At 44.6% G+C, this 25,797-nt stretch carries 27 protein-coding genes and 1 tRNA gene; 10 read left to right on the top strand and 18 right to left on the bottom strand.

All coding sequences use genetic code 11. The features are described 5' to 3' along the window. The 5 genes from ACCM36_RS07025 to ACCM36_RS07005 all read right to left on the bottom strand — a co-directional run. Nucleotides 1-1,213 (bottom strand): formylmethanofuran dehydrogenase subunit B (locus ACCM36_RS07025; RefSeq protein WP_370573043.1); only part of this gene is annotated, 1,213 nt, incomplete at its 3' end. Further along, nucleotides 1,179-1,568 (bottom strand): molybdopterin dinucleotide binding domain-containing protein, encoded by a 390-nt coding sequence (locus ACCM36_RS07020; RefSeq protein WP_370573042.1) that lies wholly within the window; start codon nucleotides 1,566-1,568, stop codon nucleotides 1,179-1,181. The genes ACCM36_RS07020 and ACCM36_RS07025, both read right to left, overlap by 35 nt. A gap of 10 nt (nucleotides 1,569-1,578) precedes the next feature. Beyond that, nucleotides 1,579-2,388 (bottom strand): formylmethanofuran dehydrogenase subunit C, encoded by an 810-nt coding sequence (locus tag ACCM36_RS07015; protein ID WP_370573038.1) that lies wholly within the window; start codon nucleotides 2,386-2,388, stop codon nucleotides 1,579-1,581. 4 nt (nucleotides 2,389-2,392) lie between these two features. Further along, nucleotides 2,393-4,147, bottom strand: coding sequence for a formylmethanofuran dehydrogenase subunit A (locus tag ACCM36_RS07010; RefSeq protein ID WP_370573037.1), 1,755 nt, complete (start codon nucleotides 4,145-4,147; stop codon nucleotides 2,393-2,395). A 2-nt stretch (nucleotides 4,148-4,149) separates the two neighbouring features. Further along, complete coding sequence (locus ACCM36_RS07005; protein WP_370573036.1) at nucleotides 4,150-5,172, bottom strand: 4Fe-4S binding protein; 1,023 nt, start codon at nucleotides 5,170-5,172, stop codon at nucleotides 4,150-4,152. A gap of 470 nt (nucleotides 5,173-5,642) precedes the next feature. On the opposite strand from ACCM36_RS07005, the gene ACCM36_RS07000 reads away from it, so the two are divergent. The 3 genes from ACCM36_RS07000 to purE are packed head-to-tail and all read left to right on the top strand — an operon-like array spanning nucleotide 5,643 to nucleotide 7,215. After that, a complete protein-coding gene (locus ACCM36_RS07000) occupies nucleotides 5,643-6,518 on the top strand; it encodes a shikimate kinase (RefSeq protein ID WP_370573035.1) in 876 nt (291 codons plus the stop codon). Nucleotides 6,519-6,520: 2 nt separating this feature from the next. Continuing rightward, complete coding sequence (locus ACCM36_RS06995) at nucleotides 6,521-6,808, top strand: chorismate mutase (RefSeq protein WP_370573034.1); 288 nt, start codon at nucleotides 6,521-6,523, stop codon at nucleotides 6,806-6,808. Between the two features lie 11 nt (nucleotides 6,809-6,819). After that, the gene (purE, locus tag ACCM36_RS06990; RefSeq protein WP_370573033.1) at nucleotides 6,820-7,215 is read left to right on the top strand and encodes a 5-(carboxyamino)imidazole ribonucleotide mutase; all 396 of its coding nucleotides are present in this window, start codon (nucleotides 6,820-6,822) and stop codon (nucleotides 7,213-7,215) included. 21 nt (nucleotides 7,216-7,236) lie between these two features. Here purE and ACCM36_RS06985 read toward each other — a convergent pair whose 3' ends face one another. Next, nucleotides 7,237-8,097, bottom strand: coding sequence for a methanogen output domain 1-containing protein (locus tag ACCM36_RS06985; RefSeq protein ID WP_370573032.1), 861 nt, complete (start codon nucleotides 8,095-8,097; stop codon nucleotides 7,237-7,239). A gap of 157 nt (nucleotides 8,098-8,254) precedes the next feature. Further along, the gene (locus ACCM36_RS06980; RefSeq protein ID WP_370573031.1) at nucleotides 8,255-9,073 is read right to left on the bottom strand and encodes an RAD55 family ATPase; all 819 of its coding nucleotides are present in this window, start codon (nucleotides 9,071-9,073) and stop codon (nucleotides 8,255-8,257) included. A 250-nt stretch (nucleotides 9,074-9,323) separates the two neighbouring features. On the opposite strand from ACCM36_RS06980, the gene ACCM36_RS06975 reads away from it, so the two are divergent. Further along, nucleotides 9,324-11,048, top strand: a complete 1,725-nt coding sequence (locus ACCM36_RS06975; RefSeq protein ID WP_370573030.1) for a 2-oxoacid:acceptor oxidoreductase subunit alpha — start codon at nucleotides 9,324-9,326, stop codon at nucleotides 11,046-11,048. Beyond that, entirely contained in the window at nucleotides 11,048-11,902 is an 855-nt protein-coding gene (locus tag ACCM36_RS06970) for a 2-oxoacid:ferredoxin oxidoreductase subunit beta (RefSeq protein WP_370573029.1), read from the top strand. The genes ACCM36_RS06975 and ACCM36_RS06970 overlap by 1 nt, the downstream gene beginning before the upstream one ends. 10 nt (nucleotides 11,903-11,912) lie before the next feature. On the opposite strand, the gene ACCM36_RS06965 is transcribed toward ACCM36_RS06970, so the two are convergent. The 8 genes from ACCM36_RS06965 to thiD form a co-directional block, all read right to left on the bottom strand. Continuing rightward, nucleotides 11,913-12,527, bottom strand: a complete 615-nt coding sequence (locus tag ACCM36_RS06965) for a HemK2/MTQ2 family protein methyltransferase (protein WP_370573028.1) — start codon at nucleotides 12,525-12,527, stop codon at nucleotides 11,913-11,915. After that, entirely contained in the window at nucleotides 12,527-13,339 is an 813-nt protein-coding gene (gene rsmA, locus ACCM36_RS06960; RefSeq protein ID WP_370573027.1) for a 16S rRNA (adenine(1518)-N(6)/adenine(1519)-N(6))-dimethyltransferase RsmA, read from the bottom strand. Before rsmA ends, ACCM36_RS06965 begins: the two co-directional genes overlap by 1 nt. A gap of 12 nt (nucleotides 13,340-13,351) precedes the next feature. Further along, nucleotides 13,352-13,948: a DUF655 domain-containing protein gene (locus ACCM36_RS06955; RefSeq protein WP_370573040.1), complete on the bottom strand. Its 597-nt coding sequence runs from the start codon at nucleotides 13,946-13,948 to the stop codon at nucleotides 13,352-13,354. Nucleotides 13,949-14,025: 77 nt separating this feature from the next. Continuing rightward, nucleotides 14,026-14,379 carry an RNA polymerase Rpb4 family protein gene (locus ACCM36_RS06950; protein ID WP_370573026.1) on the bottom strand — a complete coding sequence of 118 codons (354 nt, stop codon included), beginning with the start codon at nucleotides 14,377-14,379 and terminating at the stop codon, nucleotides 14,026-14,028. A gap of 131 nt (nucleotides 14,380-14,510) precedes the next feature. After that, on the bottom strand, nucleotides 14,511-14,795 hold the full coding sequence (locus ACCM36_RS06945; RefSeq protein WP_015324135.1) for a 50S ribosomal protein L21e: 285 nt from the start codon (nucleotides 14,793-14,795) through the stop codon (nucleotides 14,511-14,513). Between the two features lie 42 nt (nucleotides 14,796-14,837). After that, nucleotides 14,838-16,130, bottom strand: coding sequence for a tRNA pseudouridine(54/55) synthase Pus10 (locus tag ACCM36_RS06940; RefSeq protein WP_370573025.1), 1,293 nt, complete (start codon nucleotides 16,128-16,130; stop codon nucleotides 14,838-14,840). A gap of 55 nt (nucleotides 16,131-16,185) precedes the next feature. Continuing rightward, nucleotides 16,186-16,800, bottom strand: coding sequence for a tRNA (pseudouridine(54)-N(1))-methyltransferase TrmY (gene trmY / locus ACCM36_RS06935; protein ID WP_370573039.1), 615 nt, complete (start codon nucleotides 16,798-16,800; stop codon nucleotides 16,186-16,188). 51 nt (nucleotides 16,801-16,851) lie between these two features. After that, a complete protein-coding gene (thiD, locus tag ACCM36_RS06930) occupies nucleotides 16,852-18,231 on the bottom strand; it encodes a bifunctional hydroxymethylpyrimidine kinase/phosphomethylpyrimidine kinase (RefSeq protein ID WP_370573024.1) in 1,380 nt (459 codons plus the stop codon). 246 nt (nucleotides 18,232-18,477) lie between these two features. Here thiD and ACCM36_RS06925 point away from each other — a divergent pair, with 246 nt between their 5' ends. The 3 genes from ACCM36_RS06925 (at nucleotide 18,478) to purF (ending at nucleotide 20,425) form a co-directional block, all read left to right on the top strand. Beyond that, nucleotides 18,478-18,693: an LSM domain-containing protein gene (locus tag ACCM36_RS06925; protein WP_015324131.1), complete on the top strand. Its 216-nt coding sequence runs from the start codon at nucleotides 18,478-18,480 to the stop codon at nucleotides 18,691-18,693. Between the two features lie 114 nt (nucleotides 18,694-18,807). Beyond that, nucleotides 18,808-18,978 carry a 50S ribosomal protein L37e gene (locus ACCM36_RS06920; protein ID WP_321418991.1) on the top strand — a complete coding sequence of 57 codons (171 nt, stop codon included), beginning with the start codon at nucleotides 18,808-18,810 and terminating at the stop codon, nucleotides 18,976-18,978. Nucleotides 18,979-19,009: 31 nt separating this feature from the next. Further along, on the top strand, nucleotides 19,010-20,425 hold the full coding sequence (purF, locus tag ACCM36_RS06915; RefSeq protein WP_370573022.1) for an amidophosphoribosyltransferase: 1,416 nt from the start codon (nucleotides 19,010-19,012) through the stop codon (nucleotides 20,423-20,425). Nucleotides 20,426-20,663: 238 nt separating this feature from the next. Here purF and ACCM36_RS06910 read toward each other — a convergent pair. After that, nucleotides 20,664-20,735 (bottom strand) — tRNA-His (locus tag ACCM36_RS06910). 227 nt (nucleotides 20,736-20,962) lie between these two features. Then, complete coding sequence (locus ACCM36_RS06905) at nucleotides 20,963-22,939, bottom strand: ATP-binding protein (RefSeq protein ID WP_370573021.1); 1,977 nt, start codon at nucleotides 22,937-22,939, stop codon at nucleotides 20,963-20,965. A 454-nt stretch (nucleotides 22,940-23,393) separates the two neighbouring features. Between ACCM36_RS06905 and ACCM36_RS06900 the strand changes: the two genes are divergently transcribed. After that, nucleotides 23,394-24,497 (top strand): AAA family ATPase, encoded by a 1,104-nt coding sequence (locus tag ACCM36_RS06900; protein ID WP_370573020.1) that lies wholly within the window; start codon nucleotides 23,394-23,396, stop codon nucleotides 24,495-24,497. A gap of 51 nt (nucleotides 24,498-24,548) precedes the next feature. Further along, nucleotides 24,549-24,815 carry a hypothetical protein gene (locus tag ACCM36_RS06895; RefSeq protein WP_370573019.1) on the top strand — a complete coding sequence of 89 codons (267 nt, stop codon included), beginning with the start codon at nucleotides 24,549-24,551 and terminating at the stop codon, nucleotides 24,813-24,815. 12 nt (nucleotides 24,816-24,827) lie between these two features. Here ACCM36_RS06895 and ACCM36_RS06890 read toward each other — a convergent pair whose 3' ends face one another. Then, nucleotides 24,828-25,745 carry a ribonuclease Z gene (locus ACCM36_RS06890; RefSeq protein WP_370573017.1) on the bottom strand — a complete coding sequence of 306 codons (918 nt, stop codon included), beginning with the start codon at nucleotides 25,743-25,745 and terminating at the stop codon, nucleotides 24,828-24,830. Between the last annotated feature and the right edge of the window lie 52 nt (nucleotides 25,746-25,797).

Raw genomic sequence — 25,797 nt, 5'->3', positions numbered from 1 at the left:
TACCGTCACATTCCATTGCATCGATGACACCTGGCAGCACCACTTCAGAAGCAGTGGTGGTGGGACATGGTGCAATATCAATGCAGACCATTGGGATCTGTGCCATGTACTCTGCAGCATCCGCAGGTATGTGACATACAAGATCAGCACTGAGCACTAGTGCTGCATCTGTATCCTTATCCCTCAGCAGGTCCACACAGGTGTACTCTCCGGGATTGTATCTTGGGTAGCCCCTTGAGAAATCCAGACCGAATGGGTATCCATAGAGGTAAGATGCAAGTTGGTTGAAACCTGCTACGTTGCAGTGTCCTCTCAGTGCCCCGATGGTACACTTAGTATAGTTGTTCATTTCCTTCACAAGGTTCAGTGCAATCTCGATATTCCTGTGCTTCCCGTATGATGAAGAAACACCAAGACCTACATAGATGGACACGAAGTTTGATTCCTTCATCACCGTGACAACCTGTTCCATGACCTCAATAGGAATACCGGTTATCTCTTCCACAGAAGGATGTGGCTTTTTACCATTGATGATGGTGAACAATCCACTCAGCAGTTCATAGTCGGTGTTGGGATTAAGCTGTATGTGCAGATCAGATGCAGCGGTTGTAGGCGTCTTTCTTGGGTCCACTGTAATGACAGTACGATCGAACCTTCCCCTCTTGGTCCAGTATCCCCTTGGGAAAACACCATACCTGGACATGTGCCTGGGCATGGATTCCAGAGGATTGGTTCCCCAGTAGATGATCACATCTGCCCTGTTCTTTGACTGTCCTGCAGTACATCCTGACCTACCGGCTTCCTGGATACCCATTGCTGTGGGCCCGTGGCAGATGGTGGCGTTGGAGTCAACTGCGCCTCCAAGATATTCCCCCATGTGCAGACCGACTTCCTGTGCCTCAATGGCTGTTTCACTGCCCATGAAGAAGAAGGGCCTTCTGGACTTTGCCAGGATCTGAGCAGCCCGGTCCAGAGCCTCGTCCCATGTTGCAGGCCTCAGCTTGCCGTTCTCTCTTACCATGGGTTCCCTTATCCTATGCTTGCTCACAACTTCCTGGAACTTGGCATTACCCATCTTGCAGGCATTCTGGACATCAATAGTGTTACCTTTGAGATCCACAATAATATCGTCACATGATGCACCGCATACCGGGCATATAATGTTCTTTGCAACCACCTTATTCACCTCCCATGTACACCTTGAGAACAACATCTTCCGCACTGAGCACCTCGCCCTCGGCGGGCTCGACGGTCACAAGACTTCCCTTGTACAGAGGTGAACCTGTGGAGAAGGTGGACGGCTCAACTACCACATTAGCCCATATGGCCCTTGGCATGAAAACATGTCCGCACCTCATGTCGTTGGTGCACTTGGTATATACTACAACTGAACGCTGTCCATCTCTTCTTATAACCTTTACCTTCTCAGGGAATCCCAATGCTGCGTAATCCACTTCATTAAGCCAGCAGACAGCGCACTCCTTTGTGTATGCATCAGAGTATTTGTCACCGCCCTTGGCAAGCCTTCCTTCGTCGATGGTACTTCCCGTATTAAGTAATGCTTCAATGCATACCATTTTACAGACCCCCGTTGAACTCGCTAGATACATACATTATGCCTTTTACCTTCTGGGGTATTGCATAGTCACCTGCGAACTTCTTGTATTCGCCCGGGCATTCGAGATCACCGAACTTGAGGTCTTTCTCTGTGGCCTGATACTGGAATCCTGGAGTGAACCTGGAAATGTGGCCTCCCACAACAATGATACCATTTGTCATCTCAGCCCCTACTGTCCTGAAGGCATCGCCCTTGACAACTATAAGGCCTCCATTTGCACGGATGCCACAGAAATTGTCCACGTTACCATTAATGATGATCTCGCCACCACTGATGCCGCCGCCTACCTGGTTCATTGCATCGCCATCAATGACGATGCGACCACCGGTCATGCCATGCCAGCTGCCACGGTATGCGCATCCTACATGGTCCTTGGTGTTACCTTTGATGTGAAGCAGGCCGCCTTTCATCTCCATGCCTGCCCATGACTCAGCATCTCCTTCGACAACGATCTCCCCGCCAGCCATCTCGGAACCAACGTGCATTCCTGCAGAGCCCTTTATGACGATCTTTCCGGCAGTCATCTGCTGTCCGATCCTCTTTACCCTTGGAACATCACCATCGACAAAGATAGTAGTTTCCTGTGCAGAGCTTCCTCCGTTACCCTGCACATCGAAGAAATTGGAAAGAGGCAGCTCCTTCGGCCCCTGCCATACGACCAGCGCACCAATCTCTTTTGCACTCTTGCCGGTGAAATTGTCAGGAGTTATGACCTCTGCTTCCACCATTATATCAAAATCATTTTTTGGTCTAAGTGTAACTTCTGCCATTGACTCACCTCAACGGATTTACGGTCATTGGAGTCGGGTTTGCAAGATACCTGTCAGGCGTCGGGTAGTTAGAGAAGCCTAACGTGTAATACCTGAACCACTCCTTTACATCTTCAAGCATGTGTTTTTCATCAGCATCCGGAACTTTGATGTCAGAATAATATGTCCTCTTCTGTGGTATGGCCACGATCTCACCCTGGCGGGCAACGACCTCTCCGTCCTTAATAGTATACTCCGAGTTCTGCAGGTTCCTGATCAGGGTCTCGTAGTCATTCACATCGAGCTTTGTCGGATCAATGTTGTAAATGGACACATCACCGTCAGCTCCCACACCAAGAGTTCCTTTTCTGTATGCCATACCAATCGTTCTTGCAGGATTGGCACGGGTAAGGATAGCAAGATCATATAGAGACATCTCTCTTTCCTCACCTCCCAGTCCACTCCTGTCCTGAGACCACTTGTGACATTCTTTTATAGTATCCTGTCTGGCCTTGAGGGACATCAGCCATGCCATAACGAGTGGGTACTTAGTGAACGGACCGCCATTGGGGCTGTCAGTTGTCATGATGGACTTCCAGGGATCCTTTACGTATAGCAGCACTTCCAGACCCATTGCCCACTGAACACTGTGCACAGGATTGCTCTTGAGATATGTAAATGGCAGTACACCTGAGCCGCACTCACATTCCACATCAGTGTTGGACCACTTGTTACCTGTAAGTACATAGAGATCATGAATGGCCGGCCCATCACCTGTCATTACAGTTGCATCACCGAATGGCACACAACCACTGTCCATTACCACATGGTCTTTGCTGTTGACATAGTCAGTTATGCCCTTTACACCGGACTCAAAATCTCTCCATGAAGTTCCACCGAATGCGTTGAACTGGCAGTGCGTGAGGTAAACTGACTCATGCCTCTTTGCATTCATCTTTGTTTCTGCCCATTCCACATCCACGTTAGGTTTACCTTTTACATTGCTTGGGATCTTGAGGGATTCCTTTGTTATCTCCCAGCAACCCGGGTGTCCGAGGTTGTTGGCATGCAGGTGTAATGGCATCGGGAAACCGAGGTGTTCATTGATCTCCGTGAGGTTCTTGATAACCTCTGTGGGTGTGACCTCGAAGTGGATGTTCGCCTGGTCCAGCGAGTGAACATTCTCTCCCCATCCCCAGTTTTCCACACCGGCAGGGTTCACACATTTTATACCGTATGTCTTGTGGGTCCTCATCATCCATGCTACATAGGCAGCTGCTTTCTCGAAGTCGCCTTCGTGCATATACCGCATCAAGAACCAGTTGTTCCCCAGTACCAGGTAGCCTCCCATATCCAGCATGGGTGTTGCACGCATTTCTTCGTGAGTGTGACGGGCTTCAAGTGGTGGTACTGCTGCTTCGAACACAGTAGTATACCCCATCTTGGAATACTCATACCCACCAAGATACACAGTAGGAACAGTGTATCCGGAACCGGAATGAGTAAGAGGGGTTTTCTTCATGTAGCATTTGTAGTGGTCTTCCGGCCTCATCATTCTACCGGCGTTAACCTTCGCACCGGCAACATGTGAGTGAGAATCAACACCACCAGCCATAACGGTCATGCCGTTGGCATCTATGACCTTGGCGTTATCCATCTCAGATGCAGAAAGCTCTCTTACGACCTTTCCATCCCTGATGAAAACATCCATCCTTTCCCCTTTGACTTCGTTAAGAGGATCGAACACATAACCATTTTTAATTGCAATCGTTCCAGCCATATCTAACACTCCCTTCTCTCGAACCAGATAGCATTTACGGGGCAGATCATCACACAAGCGCCGTCTGAGCCGCATACGTCCTGATTGACAACCTTGACAGTACCATTTCTTACCTCAAGGATCTTCTTGCTTTCCACTTCATTGAGATAGCCTGCAGCAAGGTTCTTGTTGGCCTGAGCGTTCACAGGACACATGATAACACAGTTACCGCATCCGAGGCAGGCTCCCTCATCGGTCATGAGCACAGAAGTAAGCGTGGGTCTCGGTGCCTTGACATTGAGCAGCTTTTTCTCGATGATGGTTTTCTTATCCACCTCGGGAATGATCTGAGTCTTAGTTACGGTAATAGCATTTACAGGACAGGCCATGTCACAGGCTCCGCAGTAAATACATGCATCAGCGCGCTGAGCTACCTTATCTACCCTCTCCCCGGCTTCCCATTCGGGGTTGAAAAGAGCATTACATGGACAAGTATCAACACATGTACGACAGGCTGTACAGGTATCCTCATCTCTTACCCATATTCCGGCAAACGGCTTCTGAACTGTGATAGCATCTACGGGACATACGGAAGCACACCATCCACAGTGTACACAACAATCGTTGTCGATCTTGGTCTCCCCATCTACCTTTACACTACCGTCAGATGCCAGCCACTGCCTTACTTCTATGCATCCCTGAGGACAGATCTGTTCGCATAATCCGCAGTGCACACAGTTCTCGTTCACAGTTGTATCCTTAAGGACAAAGCTAACGTATGTGTTGTCATTGATGGATTTTCCAGCCTGCCTCATATCCAATGCACCGGTGGGACAGGTCTTGGCACATATGCCACACATTATACAGCCTGAAGGATCGTTCTCCAGGTAGTCCTTGTCAATAAGGCCTCTGGCAACAGCCCCCACGGAACCGATGGTAATAATTCCTTTCGGACATGCCATGACGCAAGTTCCACACCCTATGCACTTTTCCGGAAGATACATAAGTTGCTTGTCGTCCTTTGTTCCAAACACTACTTCTTTCATCTGATCTACTCCGTAATCCTGCCTATAGCATGCATTGCAAATTGTAAGTCCAATGCAATAAGAATCCCTTCCTCGGAAGGCACCTGTTCCAAACTTTCCTGCTCTTAAACTGACAAGCCACCCAATGTCTTGAGGCTATTCTGACAACATGCCTGAACGTATATGGCTGAATATCAGTACAGAATGAAGCCGGTCTGTCTGAGAAGGCATATTCTGCCTGTTGATGCCAACGGTAGCGTATATAAGACTGCTCCAGTTTTGAGATATATTATACTACCTGAGGGTCGCTATTATAGTTACATGTATCTGTAATAAAATTATCGTTCTACATTTGCAAGCGGTAACAACTAATCTGTCCAAAGGTTAAAATGTCTATGCATTTTCCTGACCATGTTTTAAATAGCATTATGCATACTAAGTTCCAGAACAGGACATTGCAGAAAAAAGACTGCTGCAAAAGAAGGGATGTTATGACTTATACGGGACACGCATATGCTCTGGGTGCCGGCACAATAGTAAATGCGATAGCTACCTGGAAAGGTGCAGCTTTCGCAGTGGACCTTAAGACGTTTGCAGATGTGGAGCTGCATAATGACAAAGGACGTATAGAAGGCACTATAGAAGGTCAGCCTGACGCAGATACACGGCTTATAGAAAGAACTGTCGAACTGGTCCTGCAATATTTCGATATACAGATGCAAGGTTCGGTTAAAACAAGGAGTGAAATCCCTCTTGCCAGCGGATTAAAAAGCAGTAGTGCAGCGGCCAACGCCACAGTCCTTGCCACCCTGGATGCCCTTGGAAAAGAAATGAAACCTCTTGATGCCGTAAGACTTGGAGTGCAGGCTGCTTTAGATGTTGGCGTTAGCATCACAGGTGCCTTTGATGATGCATGTGCTTCTTTTTTTGGTGGCGTAGTGGTTACAGATAACAAGATTAAGGAACTTGAACACAGGGAAGAAAAGGAAAAAGATGTGCTTATCTTCGCCCCTGAAAAAAAGTCTTTTAGTTCAGCTACCAATGTAGCTCGCTCACGGTCAATTGCCCCTTGGGTAGATATGGCATATAAACTGGCCTTAGAGGGAAGCTATGAAGAAGCAATGACCCTTAATGGATTCCTCTATTGCAGCGCTCTAGGTTTTGAGACAGAGCCAATGATGCTGGCCCTTGAGGCTGGAGTAAAAGGAGTTACACTTTCAGGTACCGGACCATCTTATGTCGCGCTTGTGGATACTGTTTCCAGATCAAAATTGAAGGAAAGCTGGTCTCAGCTTGGCATAAGCGGAAGCCTGATAAGTACTAAGATATATAATAAAGGAGCGAAAAAACTCGCCGGCTTGGAGTAAAAATGAGTTCACTGGAAGAAATACGTGCTGAGATCCAAAGTATAGACAGAAACATCGTTGGCCTAATTAAGAAGCGCACAGAACTTGCGGAAAAAGTACTTGAGTCAAAAAGAAAAGCAGGTCTGGCTATCAATGATGAGACCCAGAATAAGGTTGTCCTTGATAGGGCAGTAGATAACGCTATAGAATTCAACCTTGATACAGATCCTGTGAAATCGATATTCAAGATACTTATTGAAATGAGTATAGAACGTCAGCAGGAACTTAGCGGCAAAGGCAAGTTTCCCTGAGGAAGATAATAATGACAGATGTAGCAGTCATAATGGGGTCAGAATCAGACCGCGCCATAGCGAACCGTACAACAAGCATACTGGATGAGAGCAAGTATACTTATGATGTGCAGGTGATCTCAGCACACCGCAACCCTGACACCCTTGATGAATATATTGCAGGGAGCAGCGCAAAGGTATTTATCGCAATTGCTGGACTATCCGCTGCATTACCAGGAGTTATTGCGTCAAAAACAAAAAAGCCGGTAATAGGAGTGCCAGTAAGTGCAAAAATGATGGGACTTGACGCTTTATTATCTATTGCTCAGATGCCACCCGGGGTCCCTGTAGCAAGCGTCGGTATCGATAACGGTGCGAATGCCGCACATCTTGCCATCAGGATACTAGACCTGCACGAGAGAAGGTAAGGAACATTCATTAATTGGAGATCAGCCTTGCTTACTGAATCTGAAGATACATTGCTCATCGCCATTACCCATAGTTGAGAGCACTTCTACATCCATTTCATCATCTATTCTTTCAGCCAGTCTTGCAAAAGCCCCCCTTGTCAGATTGCATAGAATTGGATTCAACTGTGCTTCCTGAGCCCCCCAGGGACAACTGGTCCCCTTTAAGTAAAAAGAATTATTATCTTCTGCATCAGGTTTGGATTTAAAGCTGCCTCCAAGCTGGTTCATCAGCAGACAACAAACATCCCCCAGAGGATTATTTTTGCCATTCTGGTCTTCATATCCCATAAGACCCTCTATCATGGATTCCACTACCATATTTGTCATTTGATGAACGATCATGTTCTTCTGTTCCAAGGGTACGGTTTTGAAAAGAGTTGGAATTATCCTCGTAAGTACAGACCTGACACGGTTCTGCATCTCAAGTTTGTCCTTTTCCTGCTGCAAACTGTTGTGCAGGTGTTTTATTCGAAGAAGAGATCTTATTCTTGCAGTCAGTTCCACTTTATCCACTGGCTTTATCAGAAAATCATCAGCTCCAGCCTCTACACCCTTTATTCGATCTTCCCTGTTAGAGAGTGCTGTCACCATCACTACCGGTAAGAGCTGAGTGCCTTCAGCAGCCTTAAGGAGTTTGCATACCTCATAACCATTCATTTCCGGCATCATTACATCAAGTAGTACAATATCTGGCTTTTCTTCATTCACCTTTGAAAGTGCTTCTTTACCATTGGATGCCGAAACTGTCACATATTCAGAGCCCAAATATGCCTGCAGAAGTTCCACGTTCATGGGCTCATCGTCTACTATAAGCACTTTGGATTTTGGTTCATCTGGCATATTGTATTCTCCATACCTATAGGTGCTACTGCTATGCATATATTGTTCTATTGAAACGCTGATGCGCTTGTATCCTGAAACAAGCTAATCCCCTTGAAATGGTCATTCTGCAGGATACCAGGATCACATGCTGAAATTTATCCGGTATCCCACACCTTTAACTCACATCGACAAGCTTACCCTTGGAACCTTTGAGCTGAATCCCTGAGGCAGTGATCTCGAATAAAGTAAAGTCCAACGATATCGATGTACTACGCATCTTTGGAATACTCAGGAAACGTTCCATTTTCCCCGTATATGGATTTTCCTTCACGAATAGTTTTATAGCCCCATGGGTCGAATAATCAGCTATCTGATGAGTTAACTGGTATGCAGCGTCATCCATTACATAAACTACAGTGATATGCTTAGCGGATAGGACACGATTGAGGGTGTCGAACTTATCCCTGAACTGCTTGATGTCCAGGCCAAAGGTGAGCACTCCGAGATTATCAACGACCACTACGTTGGTATCATCAGGAATTAGTTTAACCACATCGACAAGATCCATCTCACCAATGTTGAAACCCACCTGATCATGCCTGAAGGATCTGTCAAGTTCACATTCTCCAATAAGATCTATCTCAGTGTTGTTGAACCCCTCTACAATATGAGCTGCTCTGGCCACTGCCCCTGCCCTTATTTCCAAGACCTGTTTGATAGTAAGCAGACCATTTGTCAGGAAGGACTCCAGTTTCAAGCCAAGCATTCCAGCTTGCTCCAACAGGTCTTCGGGAGATTCTTCGGTTGCTATAAGCACACATTTCTTACCATCCAAACAGGATTGGTACAACAGATGGAGCCCAAATATAGTCTTACCGGTACCCGGAACACCTGTCAAAAGTATTCCTTTTCCTTGTGGGTAGCCTCCACCCATTTTCTTATCAAGATTTTCTATGCCTGTGGGGATGCGTTCCATTCTATCACTGAAGCCCATTATCATTAATTATATTTGCAATATTATAATTGTAAGTATATATACCTGCTCGTTATTAGAGATGGATGATTCTGCGACATATATAATATAGTGTATAGTACATTAAACTATGGGCAAATGATATAAATGCATATCCTCTATAATATTTAAGGCAAGATAATGCATATATTTAAAACTCACACTATTCTTTCAGGAGATAACATTTTTTAAATATTCTGGCACCTAACAATAAAATGAAGAGGGAGAGAAAATGGACCATGACATAAACATAAAGATAGGAGGGGAAGCTGGCCAAGGCATACAAACAATAGGAATTGCACTGGCTCAGACCTTCCAGAAAAGTGGTTTATACGTTTTTTCAACACAATACTATTTGTCACGAGTACGTGGCGGACATAACTATTTCCAGATAAGAGTAAGTGACCGGCCGGTAAGAGCAATATCTGACAGAGTGGACTTGCTAATAGCACTGGACAGCACATCGATCGAGAAGCATATGGAAGAGATCAATGATGGAATGGTGCTGCTGGACAGGGAAGAGGTCAAAATCTCCAGCGATAACAAACAGATATTCGATATACCATTCCAGAAAATAGCAAAAGAGATAGGTGGCAATAAGTTGTATGCAAGCACCGTGGCCACCGGAGCTGCACTGGGCTTGCTTTGCTGTGACATGGAAGTTCTGGAAGATGTGCTAAAGCATACTTTTGCAAAAAAAGGAGAAGACATAATTCGTGACAATATAAAGGCTGCAAGAGCCGGATATGAATATGCACAGGGAAATTATTCAGGAAGATGTAAATACTCTTTTGAAAAGGTCATCCAAAGATCACAGAAGATGCTTATAGATGGAAATGATGCTGTAGGGCTTGGTGCACTTGCAGCAGGCGTGCAATTCCTTGCCGCTTATCCTATGACCCCTTCAACAGGAGTTATGAACTATGTAGCTGCACACGCGGACAGGTTCAAGGTGGTAGTGGAACAGGCAGAAGATGAGATCAGTGCTCTTAATATGGTATTGGGAGCCTCCTTTGCCGGTGCCAGAGCCATGACGACCACATCAGGGGGTGGATTTTGTCTTATGGCTGAAGCTTTGGGACTCTCAGGCATGACTGAAACTCCTGCCGTGATATTCCTTGGCCAGCGCCCCGGACCCGCCACTGGGCTGCCTACAATGACAGAACAGGGTGACCTGTTGTTCGCATTGCATGCTGCCCAGGGAGAGTTTCCCCGGTGTATACTTGCCCCTAAGACCCCTGATGATGCGTTCTATCTCACGGCAAAGGCTTTTAACCTGGCTGACAAGTACCAGGTACCTGTATTTATCATGAGTGACCAATACCTCGCAGATTCACAGTTCACATGCGAGCGGTTCGATATTTCAAAGATCACCATCGATAGAAAGCTGTTATCTGATGATGAACTTGGAACCATGGAAACATACAAGCGTTATGCCATTACCTCAGATGGCATTTCACCCCGTGCTCTGCCTGGCCAGAGCCGACATGTGGTTGTTGCCGACAGTGACGAACACAATGAGGAGGGACACATTGACCAGACAGCTGATAACCGTATCCGCATGATGGAAAAGAGAATGAGGAAACTTAATGGACTTGCGAAGGAAATGGAAGCACCTGAAGTGTACGGACCTCAGGAAGCAGATGTTACTCTTATTGGATGGGGATCATCATATGGCCCTCTTGCAGAAACTGTGGATCTGCTGAATGAGGAAGGACAAAGTATGAATCTCGTACATTTTACCCACATATTCCCCATGAACAAAGAAGAAATTAAAAATACAATATTGGAAAAAGGTACTACCATCTGTGTGGAGAGTAATGCAACCGGACAGTTCGCAAAACTATTGAAAACAGAGGCAGACATATCCGTTGACATAAACTTGTTAAGGTATGATGGTATGCCTTTCACTCCCGGATATTTAATACATGCCCTGCATGAAAAGAAGGTGATCTGATGGTCACAATGGAAGATTATCTTGACATTGAAACCGAATGGTGTCCCGGATGTGGCAACTTTGGCATACTTAAAGCGATCAAGAAAGCACTGGTTAATCTCGGCAAGGAACCACACGAAGTTCTGATCATGTCTGGTATAGGACAGGCAGGAAAACTTCCCCATTATATGAAATGTAATACATTTAACGGGCTGCATGGAAGAGCATTGCCTCCGGCCACCGGAGCAAAAATAGCCAACCATGAATTGACGGTCCTGACGGTGGGTGGGGACGGGGATGCCTATGGAGAAGGCGGCAATCATCTGATGCATACTATCAGACGTAACCCTAACATAACTACTATCGTAAATAATAACCAGATATATGGCCTTACCAAGGGCCAAGCTTCTCCTACAAGTGAACTGGGCATGAAAACTAAGGTTCAGACCCATGGTGTTTTTAATACTCCGCTCAATCCCCTGGCTCTTGCAATCTCTCTGGATTGTTCCTTTGTTGCAAGAGGATACGCAGGAAATATCGAGCATTTGACAGGTATCCTTGCAGAAGCGATAAAACATAGGGGTTTTGCATTAGTGGATATTCTGCAGCCTTGTGTATCTTTCAATAAGATCAATACATTCAAGTGGTATGGAGAAAGGGTATATCGGCTTGACGAAGAAGGATATATGCCTGATGACCGGGTAACTGCGTTTAAAAGATCTCTTGAATGGGGAGATAAAATCCCCATAGGAGTATTCTACAAGAAAGAAAAACCTATCCTTGAAGATGGGTTTAGTGTACTAAAAGATGGAACTCTTATTAGCAGACCTATAGATCATGCCTTGGTGGATGAATTGATAGATTCTTTCATGTGACCTTTAAAGGTCACTTTATGTTTTCCTTCGGCTTAGCCTTCAGAATGCCCTTTAAGACGACCAGTTCCTCAAAGAAGCACTTTTCTTTTGATACAACTTCCGTTTCAAGACCTGCCTCTTCCATCCAGTATTTTGCCTGTTCGATACCAGTGAGTGACGAGATCAGAAGCAATAAGATTCCCGTGGGACAAAGATGAGGTCCTACGCTTTTAAGGAACCTGCGAAGAGATTCCGTACCGTCAGCACCACCATCAAAAGCATAGTTAAGCCATCCGGGAACCTTGTCATCCTGGGAGGTGGGCAGATAAGGCGGATTAAAAATGATCATATCAAAACACTGGGCTGGCTTGAAAGCAGAGAACATGTCTGCCCTTATGGTTGAAACTCCATTATCAGATGCACATCTAACAGCATGTGGATTTATGTCCGTTGCAAGGAGATCCACCTCAAAATTGGCTTGTATGACCGCAGAAACAAAACCTGTACCTGTGCCTATTTCCAGTATTTTCATGCCTTTATTCACAAAAGCAAGAGCTGAATCCGCAAGCAGAAAAGAATCTTCGGCCGGCTCATATACCTCATCAACAAATTCCACAGAGGCATTCCTGTATGTGATGCAGGGCATCATACCTCCTGCTGGATTACAAGTATCAGATTGGATAGTGCAGCAAGTTGCGCCGGATCCAGGTTTTCAGGGCGCAGTTTCATCAAATCCTCCGGCAATCTGGAAACCACTTGTCTGACATTCTTTATACCTAGCATGTGGTTGCTTTCTATGATAGAATTCTTTATTTTCTTGCGCCTTTTTGTAAAAATAGCTGTAACGAACTTCAGGAAAAAATCCCTGTCATTTACATTGAAAGGAGCTGGTCTTGGACATACCTTTATTACCGCAGACTCTACTTGAGGCGGAGGCGAAAAAGCACCTTTTGGAACCTTCATTATTATAGAAGCATCTGCAAAGTATGAAGTGTTCACTGTTAGTCTGCTATAGTCATCTGATCCCGCCTTTGCTATCATGCGCTGGGCAAACTCATATTGGTACATGAGTACCCCCAGCTTGAAATCGTGTTTGAAGAGTTTGAAGGTTATTTCTGAAGAAATCGAATAGGGAAGGTTCGCAACCACTTTATCGAAGGTAGGCAATTCAACTTTCAGAACATCTCCATGGATAATCTGTAGTTTTTCCTCTCCCCTGAACCTGTCTTCCAATACAGCCACAAGCTTTGAATCAAGTTCTACTGCTATTACTTTATCGGCCTGGCACAAAAGACGTTCTGTCAGGTTGCCTATACCCGCACCAATTTCCAGAATAGTCTCACCGGGAACGATATTTGCAGACTCAACTATTCTGTCCAGTATCCCCTCATCCACCAGAAAATGCTGGTCGTGCTGCCCTCCGTGTATGCCATAATGGCGGAGTATACTGCGAACCAAGGATATGACCCCTTATTCCTGCTTGGAACGCCGGGGAGGTATAGTGAAGAGCCTGTATTTGATGTTATCATCCTTGAGCTCATCGATTATACGGTTAGATACGATCTTTTCAGGAGAGTGCAGGCTTCCTATCCTTCCATGAAGTTCCTTAAGGCTGGTAAACGTGCCTTTCTTGCGTTCATCGATGATAGCCCACATGAGTTTCTTCCCGATACCCGGGAGTAGTTCCAACATGTGCAACCGATTGGTGATAGGATGTGCATCATTAAAGAAATCCACAAAACGCTGCTCATCAAGAAGCACTATCTTTTCAAGCATGTATGGAAGCTCTAGTTGAGAACCATGGCTTAACTCATTGAAACCGATCCTGTGCTTAACATGATCAATAACATCACGATCCCCTTCGCCAATATAAACCCTTGACTGGATCTGAGGTACTGTGTTCTCCTTTGGCACCAGTTCCATGAGGACAAAGTGTTTTTCCCCTACAGCCTGAAGGAGAGGTTTTTTCTGATAGGATGGCTTGGAATCGACACTACTGCCATAGGGCAGATAATCTATGACCCATGCATAATCCTCTCTGTCAGGTGATTTTCCCCTTGTCATCATACTAAACACTTCCGTGAAACTAACCGCTATGCTTGCATACAACAATCAAAATAAAAATGGGATATTCAAATATAAATCTATTCTAGTGCCTCGCTCACAAGATCCAATATCGAGTCCAGCTCGGATTCGGAAAGAGTATACCTTTCCTTTGCATACAGAGTTCTGAGCTCATCCCTTGTCTGAGGAGCTATATCAGCTATCCGTACGGCAATTTCGGGTTTCATCTTTTCCAACTCCATGAGCTTGTTAACGAGTTCCCGTGACTTCTGGGCGCTCATCCTGGAGAACATCTCTGCATGGTTTATAGCCTTACGTAGTTCGTACCTGAGCTCATCCCCTTTATTGAGGCGCTCTTCCATGATCTCATTGAGCATCTCCCTGACCTCCGAGATGGTCAGAAGTTCTTCACTTAGAATGTTCTTAACTATCATCTAAATACACTCTTAATGTGTCCTACAGTATGTGGAACTCTATATCGAGAAACATATATCTTATACTCATTCATCAAGATATATCTATCGATAATAAGCTTAAAGTGTTGCCAGTGAGGGTAGAATTACCATCACTTCTGGGGTTTCAGGTGCTGCGGCAGGGAAATTACCTCTTTCATAGAGTTTCCGTCCCTTACCTGCAATAGATAAGCTCTGCCCCTCTGACCAACTACTTTACCTGTGCTTCCCTGGAATTTCGGGTTTGGCATTCCTTTTTGGACGCTTGGGTCAATATCTATGTGTACCATCTGCCCGTTATTGAACTCCTGGATAGCCTTACTTACCGGGGAAATTCCCCTTTCCCTTATAGTCTTCTTCAATTTGTACCTTGTACAGTGCCTCTCACCATGTGACATAATTCTTCTCCGTTGTATGTATTGTGATTAATGGATAATAGTTCAAATATCAACGTTCACTACATCAAGTTCCGTAACCGTTGCCTGTTTACCTAGTATCCCGGTAAGGCTTGGAACTGTCCGTCCCTGATCACCGGATACGAGTTCCTTGACATAGAGACCACCCTCGCACCTGACCCTCATCATCGCATGGTCCGTTTCCAATCCTAAAAGTTCTATGGAATGCACAGACCTTTTTCGGGTTAGATCAGCCCTTCTGTGAGATACACGCTGAGGCGTCCTTTGCTGGATCTCTGCACCTGAAAGACTTCCCAGTGCTGATATTAGCTCTTCCTTTGAAACTGGGTCAGTGAATGTAACTTTAAGGTTATATACTTTATCCGCATGAGCGGATTTCAACTTCTCTACCATTTCCTTTGATACGATCTGCAAATCATGAACTTCCACCTTCCCGGAGGCATGGGTATTTATTGCACCCTGAAGTTGTTTCAGATCGATGGTACGAATTCTGGGATTGATGGCCTCCACCACAAAAGGCCGGCCACTTCCAAGCATAAGAGCATCTATATCTTCCCTTCCAGCGCCATGGAACGCAGTATCGGCAGCAGAAGTTGCAGTGATAACATCTTTTTTTATCAGCTCATCTACAGATTCCGGATACTGCTTACCGGTAAAACCACATTTTTCACATCCTCTTCCTTTACAACTGCGGCATGGCCATCTTGTTTGTGGGATCCCCCTTACAAGTTTCTTGTAGCGGCCCTGAATGTAAAGAGATTTTATCTGCAGACTAAGGGTCTCGGCAGCAATGTCAAGCATCACAACTATCTCAGGCTGCTCGAAGTCAACTACTTTGCCGGTCTTGGATGCAATTAACTTCCCTACCTCCCTGTTCATTTCAGTTTTTAACTGTTCAGCATGGGCAATCCCACATTCGCTCCAGAGGATCTCTTCGTTCTCACTAAGCAGACCACTAACTTTGGTGCCTACAAGAAAACTGGAATACTCCATACCTTCAAGTGCAGCAACGGCAAGGTTCGCCCACCTATCCAGGTCACTGAACAAACCAAGACATACCCAGCAGCGTTCATCTTCCACAACCATGCCAAGGACCTTTCGTGCAGAAATGCAACTGGGAGCAAGTTCCCGGAGGAGAGAATCATCTCCTTCCTCTTTGTGTATACGGTGCCCCTCCATAGAAAGTGCCACCTTAAGACTATTACCTCTCTGGGCATTAGTAAGGCCTGTAGATAACTTTGCAAATTGCCTTCCCATGCAATGGTCGCAGATCGGCCCTTCATGGATTATCATCTTAGCGGTATCGAATATGCTCATCTGATCACTCTGAATTTACGTCCTGGTCTTCTAACGGTGAACCAGGATAAAACAGTTATCTTTGTATCTGATCAATCATAACTCTGTCAAGTTCATTGTGTATAAGGATGATACAATGGTCTGCATGCAATGAAAGAGGCCCAACGGATATAGTACCTGCGGACATTTCAAGTACAAGGTTTTCTTCCTCTTCCGTAAGTCCAAGATGGTCCCCAAGGATGAAAACGCCGTCTTTGATCCCTTCAGTTATATTCCTTAGATCTTCACCATCTTCCCTGAAGTAAAATATCTTGCGACCATCCCCGGTAAATTCATCCAACAAAGTGCGCAGGTCAGCTTGACGTACCCACACCCCAGGCGTCGAACGGATTTCGAGGGAAGAGATATTATTTAATTCCAATGCTTTTTTTATCAACGCACCTGCGCTTCTTTCATCCGGATTCAGATATCGTAGTTTTTCTCCGTTGAAACGTATGATCCGGGGAGGATTCGGATCACCAAGAAGCAGCAGGTGGGCCTGCACGTCTCTTCTTAGATCATGTGACAAAAAAAACACCGAATTGATGCATCTGCAGAGGATATCCATCCTTCCTGCAGAACCGGGCATGTCATTAAGTGAAAAGCCTCCTGTAGTTACAGCTTTATGTCCAATTATAATAAAATCCTGCATGTTCTCATCCATTTAAATGAATAAACTTCCACCATATTACGGGAAGGCAGATCAACCATCGATATAATTACCATCAAGGTCACTGCTACCGGAATATACCCTTGCGATCTTAACTGCTTTATGGGCTACCTCTTCAGCACTTTTCCCAAATAGCCGTATCATGGGTTCCTTGCCAACACCACCATTATCATATATAACATCGGGCACTTTTTTCAAAGTATCTGAACTGAAATTCCCAATTGCATAGGTCACACCCCAATCCATAGTATTGGTCTGCCCCGGCTCATCAGCCCTGTCAAAGGAAGAGATAGTAAGTCCCATATCCCTGCATATATGCAAAACTTTTTTCGAGTACCTGAGATTGACAGCCGCCCTTACCCATGGATCAAATTCCATAGCAGCAAGAACCATTCTTGCCACATGATAGCTACCTCCTAATTCCACATTACCTGCAATGTGAGGCTTATGCCTTACACATAAGATACGTCCGCTGACACCAGCTATGTCTGTAGCTACAGAAGCTTCAGGGGTAGCCATGGCAATGTTACAGCCCACTTCCGCAATGAGTTTCCCGAACTCATCACACGAGACCAGGATCTCAGTAGCTGAAATAGTATTTTGAAGAGCTTCGTAGCGATGGACATCCCTAAGAGTTGAACCCAACTGGTTTACAGGACCCACCCCATGCCCTACTTTCATACTGCTGACAATGGCTTTTTCCACAAAGGATTTGGTAAGCGCAGCAGCTTCGATAATCGAATATCCTTTAGATAGGAAGGCAGTAATGGATGCAGCATATGTACACCCGGACCCGTGCGTACCCCCTTCGAGGAACTTGCCTGGTAGCACAGTGAATGTCTCGGAAACAGATTCATATACCACGTCAGATGCATCCAGATGGCCACCAGTGACAATTACGATTTCGACACCCAATTCCGCAATCTTTTTTGCTGCTATTTTCGCATCATTAACATCTTTAATATCGATACCTGAGAGCGTACGTGCTTCATAGATGTTGGGAGTTACCACCTTACTAAATGGAAGTAGCACCTCTTTAAGTACCCTTACGGCATCTTTACGCAACAGATCCCCACCTGCCTCAGCTGCCATCACAGGATCTACCACAAGAGATAATCCATGGGACCTTGCCTCGTTTGACACAACCGCAACTATCTCGGCAGAGGAGAGCATACCGGTTTTTGCCCATTTGACATCCATGTCAGAGCATACGGCATTTATCTGTTCACTTATCACATGAGAAGGCAGATCATAGATGCTGAGCACACCCCTGGTATTTTGCGCAGTGACCGAAGTTATCGCACAGGTACCATGTACCCCCAAGGCTGCGAAAGTCTTGATATCAGCTTCAATACCTGCGCCGCCACCTGAGTCTGAACCTGCTATAGTCATTACCACGGGAGCAACGGACATTATGTTCACCATTTTGTGTTTCTTCAAAAAGAACTGAAGATATATGATATGCCAAGAGATATGGACAATGTTCTAAATACATTATGGTCAACAGCCATCTATGCCCTGCCCCCATAACAACAGTATAATAGTATGTTCGATAGTTTTATATCTGACTATACACATTGGAGACCAGTATAATGCTATCATTCCGTTGATACATATCATTCGGGACTACTTTGATTTATTTAGATGAGGCGGCTTTAAATGGGAAACAGACCTCTTGATATACTGAACAATGCTTTGAACACACCTGTTATTGTGAGATTGAAAGGCGCCCGCGAGTTCAGAGGAAATTTGCAGGGCTACGATGTACACATGAACCTTGTTCTCGAGGAGGCTGAAGAGTTGAGAGAAGGGGAGACCAGGAAACTAGGTACTGTAATAATAAGGGGTGACAACGTAGTATACGTATCCCCGTAACATATTTATCCTATGATACTGTCTGAGGTTCGCTTGATACATGGTTAACACACAGATGGTACTTATCACGATAATTAAACAGAGAGACGAAAAAGTTCAATAAGGTGATGATAAATGTCAAAAGGTACTCCCTCGATGGGAAAAAGGCAAAAGCGCACACATGTGACATGCAGGCGCTGCGGTAGCGTATCACTTAATATCCATACAAAGCAGTGTACTGCATGTGGTTTTGGCAGGACACCGCGTATGAGAAGTTACAAATGGGAACGTAAGTGCAAATTCTGAGTATAATACTGTTTTCTCTTTTGGGGCATAGATGAAAGAGGAGTGTGGTGTTGTGGGAGTTGTGATGCATGATGGTGCATCCGCAGACAATCCCACCGCTCTTCAGATATATTATGCCCTGTATGCCCTACAGCACAGAGGACAGGAGTCCACAGGCATCACAGTACATGATGGCCTGCACGTCAAATCTATTAAAGGGATGGGCCTAGTACCCGAAGTATACGTAAAGAAGGACCTAGTGGAACTTAAAGGCAACGTAGGCGTAGGCCATGTAAGATATTCCACCACCGGGGACTCAAAAATTGAAAACTGTCAGCCCCTGATAGTAAATTATAAGAGTGGTACCATAGCTATAGCCCATAACGGGAACCTTGCAAATTATAATGTATTGCGTGACGAGTTGGAATCCGAGGGCCGCATATTCATCACCAGTTCCGATACGGAGATAATTGCCCAATTCCTTGTAAAAGAACTGTTGCGCCATGACCCCATAGAATCAATTTCCAATGTAGTGAAAAGGCTTATAGGTTCTTACTCTCTCGCCATCCTTATCGATGACCAGCTGTATGCCCTGCGCGATCCGCTTGGCTTTAAACCATTGTGTGTAGGAAAGCTAGACGGAGGCTTTATAGTTGCATCTGAAAGTGTTGCCATTGATACCCTGAATGGGACACTGATAAGAGACGTGGAACCAGGAGAACTACTTGTCTTCAAAGAGGGCACATATGAAAGCCATCGCCTGGTACAGGAAAAATACCATGCACACTGCGTGTTCGAATATGTGTACTTTGCACGTCCTGATTCGATAATCAATGGCAAACTCGTTTACAGTGTGCGTGAGAAGATAGGCAAGGAACTTGCACGCGAACATCCGGTAGAAGCAGATATTGTTTCACCGGTACCGGACTCCGGGATAACTTCTGCCATAGGATATTCGTATGAGGCCAATATAAAATACCACGAAGGGCTCATGAAGAACCGATACATCGGCAGAACATTCATCCTCCCAGGTCAGGCAATGCGCGAGACTGCTGTGCGCCTAAAGATGAACACGATCTCCGAGAATATAAAGGATCAAAGAATAGTCCTTATAGATGACAGTATAGTGCGCGGAACCACTTCCAGACGCATTATAGATATGATAAGACGTGCCGGTGCAAAAGAGATCCATGCACGGATCGGCAGCCCACCTATAATAGCCCCATGTTATTTTGGCATAGACATGGGCACCAGAAATGAACTGATAGCTGCCCACAAAACAGTAGCGGGAGTAGAAGCTGTAATCAATGCTGACTCACTGGGGTATTTGAGTATAGAAGGATTGGTGCGAGCGATAGGTATTGAAAAAGAAGACTTGTGCCTTGCATGCCTGACAAGTGAATATCCATTGGAGATACCGGGCGAGGTTTGTCCACGCAGACAGCTTAAACTCGACGAGTTCTCATAGACCATTAAACTAGAATTGTTCATTTTAATACTTACATAAATTGTGCAAGATCTCTTCTTTTAAAGCTTTAATGATAAATAGTTGACAATGCAGATATTGCTAACTACGGATTATTACTCTACCTGTCATTGTAATGCAAATATCACTAACTAAAGGCAGAGATTAGAATAAAGTCCTGAAAAACTATTCCTGCTTATTCCCAATTAAACTAATTATAGTCAAAAAATAAGTATTAAGGGGCCGGGACCGAGACTCGAACTCGGGTCGTAGCCTCCACAGGGCCACAGGATAACCACTACCCTACCCCGGCACATGAGCAGGTGTCGCGCATTGTTGGCACGAGCACCCTATACATGTATCTCTCTTACATAAACTTTTCCTCTCTTCAGCTCTGAGCCAGTACCAATAATAAGCGCCTTCTGAAGCAGTTTCCGTCATACGTTTCAATATCTCAGCATATACCTCCAAAAATAGGTCCCATCCACAGCTAGACCCCGATAGAAAGTATTTGCCTTAAACTTGTTGCCGAGCTGTATTTCAGGCTTTATTTAACCTAATCCAGAATCTGCTACCCTTACCTTCCGGGTTATCATCCACACCCACATCACCTCCATGCAGTTCAGCTATTCTTTTAACGATGGCAAGGCCAAGACCAGTACCTTTGACACCTTTCTTGGTAACCCTCTTGAATCTGTCGAAAACGTAAGGTTTATCAGCACCAGAAATGCCTTCACCCTGATCACTGACAGCTACTTTCCACACATTACCTTCATCAAATATATCAATGAGTATAGATGTTCTTTCATGACTGTACTTCACAGCATTCGTAAGAAAGTTGGCAAATACTTCTTCAATTATGGGATTAACAGCTGACCTGTGAGCTCCAGAAAACCGCATGATAATTTCCATTTTCTTGGATTCCACCATAGGTCGCAAGTTTTCATTTACATTGCGCAGCAAATCCCCAAGGTCCATTATAGAAAATTCAAGCTCATCCTGAGATTCAAGTTTAGCGAACTTGGCGGCAGTATCGATCATATCAATGAGTTTATCATCATTTTTCTGGATCTTCTCAAGCATTGACCGTTTCGGCCCATTGTTCTCGACCTCAAGCAGCAGCTCGGTGAATCCTTTTATATTTCCCGCCGGATTGAGCAGATCATGACGCAGGATATCCGTGAACAACTCTTTCATTTCATTTGACCGCTGTAGTTTATCTGCATATTGTTTAAGTCGGTCTTCCGATAGTTTGCGTTGAGTTATATCCATAGCAGTTCCGGTAATTCTGGAAGCTTTGCCCTCATTATCGAACTCTGTAGCTTTACCCCTCACAAGCAACCAATTAGATTCGCGACTCCGGGTAATAATGCTAAATTCCTCCTCAAAGAAAGGTGACGATGGCCTAGTGTCTCTGAAAACAGAAGTTATTCTTTTCCTTTCCGGTTCATGGATCATTTCAACGATTGCTTTGAAATTGCGAGGAAGGCTGCCAGCCTGATAACCCAGCATTTCAGCCCAACGTGCATTAAAAACAAGCTCGTCAGTAGCTACATCCCAATCCCATATGCCCAGATCAGCACCATTAAGAGCAAGTTCCACCCGATCCCTAGTCTTTTGTAGCATTATTTCTCTTTCTTTACGCTCGGTAATGTTCCTGGCAACTGCAAGAACATATTCACTGTCATTGTGTTCTATAAAAGTAACATTTATCTCCACAGGTATCTTTTTTCCGGTTTTTGCCTTGAAGCTTGAATCAACATCCAGATAGTGATCCCCACATGTTTCAAAGAAAGCCCCGTTCCAGAAATTACCTACTGTATCCATTAAAAGATCAGGCTCCATTGCCATGAACTCTGTTCTTAGATAACCTGCCTGAGTACAGAGCGTCTCATTGACATCCAGTACCTTGGAGCTATTGCGATCTATTACGATAATATAATCATTTGACCTGTTAACGAGGTTCTTGAATAAAGAAAGCTCATCAATGAACTTTTTTTGCACTATTGCTAACCTAAGTAGCTCTGACAAAAAAATCAAATCGTATGGTCCTTCTTCCAATGAAGCGGTTATTTTAGAGTCCTCAATAGTTATGAACCCAAAGACGTTTCCCTCATCGACCAGGGGAATGGCAATGAACGAGTTCTTTACCTGCGTCTGCAGCAATTTTAGACCGGAGGTTGCTTCTTTAGCAGATGTCAATACATCCTGAATATAAACGGCTTTTTTGTTATTGATACTGCTAAATATCCATGGAAACATCTTCATCCGGGAATTATGGAATGCATCCTTTCCCACATCAGCTCCATTTCTCACCCATGAGTGCCTTCTTTTAGCTATCTTGACTGTGCCTTGTAATTCATAGACCGAGCACCTTGTACAATCGGTTAATTCACCAATTTGGCCTAATATGTTAATAATACCGGCCTCTGTCCCTGAGAGAGGTGATAGAAGAGATGTTATCTCCGGAAGCTCATATCTGAAACTATGAGCTGAAAGAGATGGAGCCTGAGACATAAGGAGATCACCAACTATAGGAACCTGAGAACGAGGTACTTCACCATTAACTTCACCATTAACAGGAACCTGAGTTTTCGAAATAGAAAGAGAATAAGTAACTGAAAGATAAAAAACAAAAATACAAACACAGAATATTAGAATTAATTGTATTTTGAATGCAGCATTGCCACTTATTCCCGTATAAGGCAGCAATGTAGATAATATAAATACGAGAAACATTGAAAAAAATGCCTTTGCCCATATTATCATCTGTTTTCAGAGCTCCCGAATAGACTGATCCAATTAAATATACGACATATATTATATTAATTATGATTATATTCTTTTTGCTACTTTAATCCGGCCGAATTAGCAATAGAAAGGACTGATTAGAAGAAGGGTAAGTTTAATATCTGTAAGTATCTTTATGTGCAATTAGAAAACGAATAGAGTTGAGAGCATAGTCCGATCAGTGCAACGCACAAACCATAAAAACAGTAGAGAAGACGGATTCGAACCGGTAGAATCGACAGCAGAACTCCTTGTCCTTGAGCCAATAGGCTATCCCTTGAGCAGTGTTCTGGACGATTATCCGGAAATAGAGGATGCAGGAGTTTTTGAATTTTATGCCCGGGAACAGTGGAATGGCTACATTGCACGCAAAGGCGAATATCTATTTGACAGGAGGATGTATCCTGATTTTGCGTACAGGATAAAGGAAGTAGAGCCTCCTGAATCAGTTATCGGTATGGAAACCTCAATAATAGTTCATGAGGATAACGCTACTACCCCTACTGTGGAGTTTCATAGTAACGTTTCTTTTGAAGATGTAGTTGGACAACATAATGCTAAGCAGAAGTGCAAATTGATTGAAAAATATCTGGAACAACCGGAGAAATTCGGTAAATGGGCACCCCGCAATGTGCTATTCTTCGGGCCTTCAGGTACGGGCAAGACAATGCTTGCAAAAGCCCTTGCCAATAAGGCAAATGTGCCCATACTTCCCGTAAAAGCTACACAGATGATAGGAGAATACGTAGGAGAAGGTGCGAGGCAGATCCACCAGTTATATGATAGAGCTGAAGATATGGCCCCCTGTATAATTTTCATCGATGAACTGGATGCTATTGCCCTGGACAGACGCCACCAGGAACTGAGAGGAGATGTTGCAGAGATAGTAAATGCTTTGCTTACTGAAATGGACGGGATAGTAGAAAGAGATGGAATTTGTACCATTGGTGCTACTAATCGTACGAACACTCTTGACCCCGCAGTAAGAAGCAGATTCGAAGAGGAGATAGAATTTTTATTACCTGATGAGGAAGAGAGGTTTAAGATACTTGAAACAAATATCTCCACATTTCCACTGCCTGTAAAAGACGTAAACGTAAAGAGGATCGCTGAGATGACAAAGGGGTTCTCCGGAAGAGATCTTGTAGAAAAGGTCCTGAAAACAGCTTTACATCAGGCAATAATAGAAGATAAGGAAGAAGTTACGGGAAAACACTTTGAAGAATCCGTGGGAAAACTGCTCCAGAAGAATGGTACTGTGATGGATAACCGGATGTATTCCTGAAATTGACCAGCCAATTTATGATATATTGAATACTGTAACTTGAGTGATCGTATGGAAGAGATCAGCGAATCAGACAGATTTGAATGCAGGATAATAACTGTGATCAACAAGGGTGATTGGTATGGCGTCACCGTAGAGGAAATCGCATCCGGCGGCAGGGTCTATTTTGGCAGGACAAAACCGGAATTGTTCAGCTACGAGCCCGGAGACAGCTTGTACATTGGAGTGAAAACGCTTACCATCCCACTGGAAGATAGGACCATGGAAGTTTCTCTTTATGATGCAGATGGTAACAAGCTTGACTGGACAATAGTTTGAATCGCTTTGGATCTATTCATCCTTCAAAGGAAGATCCATTTCCATCAGGTCTTCTGCTATTATAACATTTTCAAATACCGCTTGTGCTTCTCTCAGGAGAGGAGAAGCATCATCAGTATATCTGGAACTTATGTGAGTCAATACCAACCTGCTAACACCTGCTTCCTTTGCAAGAGTAGCTGCTTCAAATGCTGTAGAATGCTTTGATTCCTTTGCCCATTCATCCTGGTCACTTGCAAGCGTACCGTCATGTATCAACACATCAGCACAGCTGCTAGCCACAAGAATAGACTCACATGGCCTGGTATCACCAGTATATATGACTTTCCGGCCAGGCCTCATTTGCCCAACAACATCCTCGGAACGTATCAACTGCCCGTTGACCTCAACATTAACACCACTATGCAGCTTTGAAAAGAGCGGACCAGGGGGCACTCCCAGTGCAATGGCTTTTTCACGGTCGAACCTGCCTCTTCGGGATTCCTCCACCAGTGCATAGCCAAGGCTTGGAACACTGTGGTCAGTTTCAATAGCCTGGATACAATAACCATCCCTTTTAACAAGTTCTCCGGGAACCAACTCAATAGCTTCCACTTCAAAACGGAGTTTGTAATAACCAAGCTCAGTGAGGACCTTAACGAATTCATTCACCCGTTGTGGACCGTATATTTGCAATGGTTCGGTCCTTCCCAGAAAAGACATTGTTTGTATAAGCCCGGGAATACCAAGCATGTGATCAGCATGAAAATGAGTGACAAAGATAGAAGTAAGTGCTTTCATTCCCGTTTTAGCGCGCATCATCTGCTGTTGAGTACCTTCTCCGCAATCAAAAAGCAAAAGCTCCCCTTCTCTGTTGATCATTATTGCAGATGGATTTCGATTACGTGTTGGTAGAGAGCCACCGGTTCCAAGAAATAATATGCGGAGCATAAAGGGAAATAGTAGAGGAGATATTTATTGATTGCCGATTAAAGCATGAGAT

Origin of the sequence: Methanomethylovorans sp., from assembly GCF_041305605.1 — an archaeon.
Taxonomy (GTDB): domain Archaea; phylum Halobacteriota; class Methanosarcinia; order Methanosarcinales; family Methanosarcinaceae; genus Methanomethylovorans.
This window is presented reverse-complemented; position numbering and strand designations above follow the sequence as displayed.

Excerpts from the sequence above, each read along its gene's own strand:
- ACCM36_RS07015 (WP_370573038.1), bottom strand. The coding sequence starts at position 2,388 with ATGGCAGAAGTTACACTTAGACCAAAAAATGATTTTGATATAATGGTG.
- ACCM36_RS07010 (WP_370573037.1), bottom strand. The coding sequence starts at position 4,147 with ATGGCTGGAACGATTGCAATTAAAAATGGTTATGTGTTCGATCCTCTT.
- ACCM36_RS07005 (WP_370573036.1), bottom strand. The coding sequence starts at position 5,172 with ATGAAAGAAGTAGTGTTTGGAACAAAGGACGACAAGCAACTTATGTAT.
- ACCM36_RS07000 (WP_370573035.1), top strand. The coding sequence starts at position 5,643 with ATGACTTATACGGGACACGCATATGCTCTGGGTGCCGGCACAATAGTA.
- ACCM36_RS06995 (WP_370573034.1), top strand. The coding sequence starts at position 6,521 with ATGAGTTCACTGGAAGAAATACGTGCTGAGATCCAAAGTATAGACAGA.
- purE (WP_370573033.1), top strand. The coding sequence starts at position 6,820 with ATGACAGATGTAGCAGTCATAATGGGGTCAGAATCAGACCGCGCCATA.
- ACCM36_RS06985 (WP_370573032.1), bottom strand. The coding sequence starts at position 8,097 with ATGCCAGATGAACCAAAATCCAAAGTGCTTATAGTAGACGATGAGCCC.
- ACCM36_RS06980 (WP_370573031.1), bottom strand. The coding sequence starts at position 9,073 with ATGGGCTTCAGTGATAGAATGGAACGCATCCCCACAGGCATAGAAAAT.
- ACCM36_RS06975 (WP_370573030.1), top strand. The coding sequence starts at position 9,324 with ATGGACCATGACATAAACATAAAGATAGGAGGGGAAGCTGGCCAAGGC.
- ACCM36_RS06970 (WP_370573029.1), top strand. The coding sequence starts at position 11,048 with ATGGTCACAATGGAAGATTATCTTGACATTGAAACCGAATGGTGTCCC.
- ACCM36_RS06965 (WP_370573028.1), bottom strand. The coding sequence starts at position 12,527 with ATGCCCTGCATCACATACAGGAATGCCTCTGTGGAATTTGTTGATGAG.
- ACCM36_RS06955 (WP_370573040.1), bottom strand. The coding sequence starts at position 13,948 with ATGATGACAAGGGGAAAATCACCTGACAGAGAGGATTATGCATGGGTC.
- ACCM36_RS06950 (WP_370573026.1), bottom strand. The coding sequence starts at position 14,379 with ATGATAGTTAAGAACATTCTAAGTGAAGAACTTCTGACCATCTCGGAG.
- ACCM36_RS06945 (WP_015324135.1), bottom strand. The coding sequence starts at position 14,795 with ATGTCACATGGTGAGAGGCACTGTACAAGGTACAAATTGAAGAAGACT.
- ACCM36_RS06940 (WP_370573025.1), bottom strand. The coding sequence starts at position 16,130 with ATGAGCATATTCGATACCGCTAAGATGATAATCCATGAAGGGCCGATC.
- trmY (WP_370573039.1), bottom strand. The coding sequence starts at position 16,800 with ATGCAGGATTTTATTATAATTGGACATAAAGCTGTAACTACAGGAGGC.
- thiD (WP_370573024.1), bottom strand. The coding sequence starts at position 18,231 with ATGTCCGTTGCTCCCGTGGTAATGACTATAGCAGGTTCAGACTCAGGT.
- ACCM36_RS06925 (WP_015324131.1), top strand. The coding sequence starts at position 18,478 with ATGGGAAACAGACCTCTTGATATACTGAACAATGCTTTGAACACACCT.
- ACCM36_RS06920 (WP_321418991.1), top strand. The coding sequence starts at position 18,808 with ATGTCAAAAGGTACTCCCTCGATGGGAAAAAGGCAAAAGCGCACACAT.
- purF (WP_370573022.1), top strand. The coding sequence starts at position 19,010 with ATGAAAGAGGAGTGTGGTGTTGTGGGAGTTGTGATGCATGATGGTGCA.
- ACCM36_RS06905 (WP_370573021.1), bottom strand. The coding sequence starts at position 22,939 with ATGTCTCAGGCTCCATCTCTTTCAGCTCATAGTTTCAGATATGAGCTT.
- ACCM36_RS06895 (WP_370573019.1), top strand. The coding sequence starts at position 24,549 with ATGGAAGAGATCAGCGAATCAGACAGATTTGAATGCAGGATAATAACT.
- ACCM36_RS06890 (WP_370573017.1), bottom strand. The coding sequence starts at position 25,745 with ATGCTCCGCATATTATTTCTTGGAACCGGTGGCTCTCTACCAACACGT.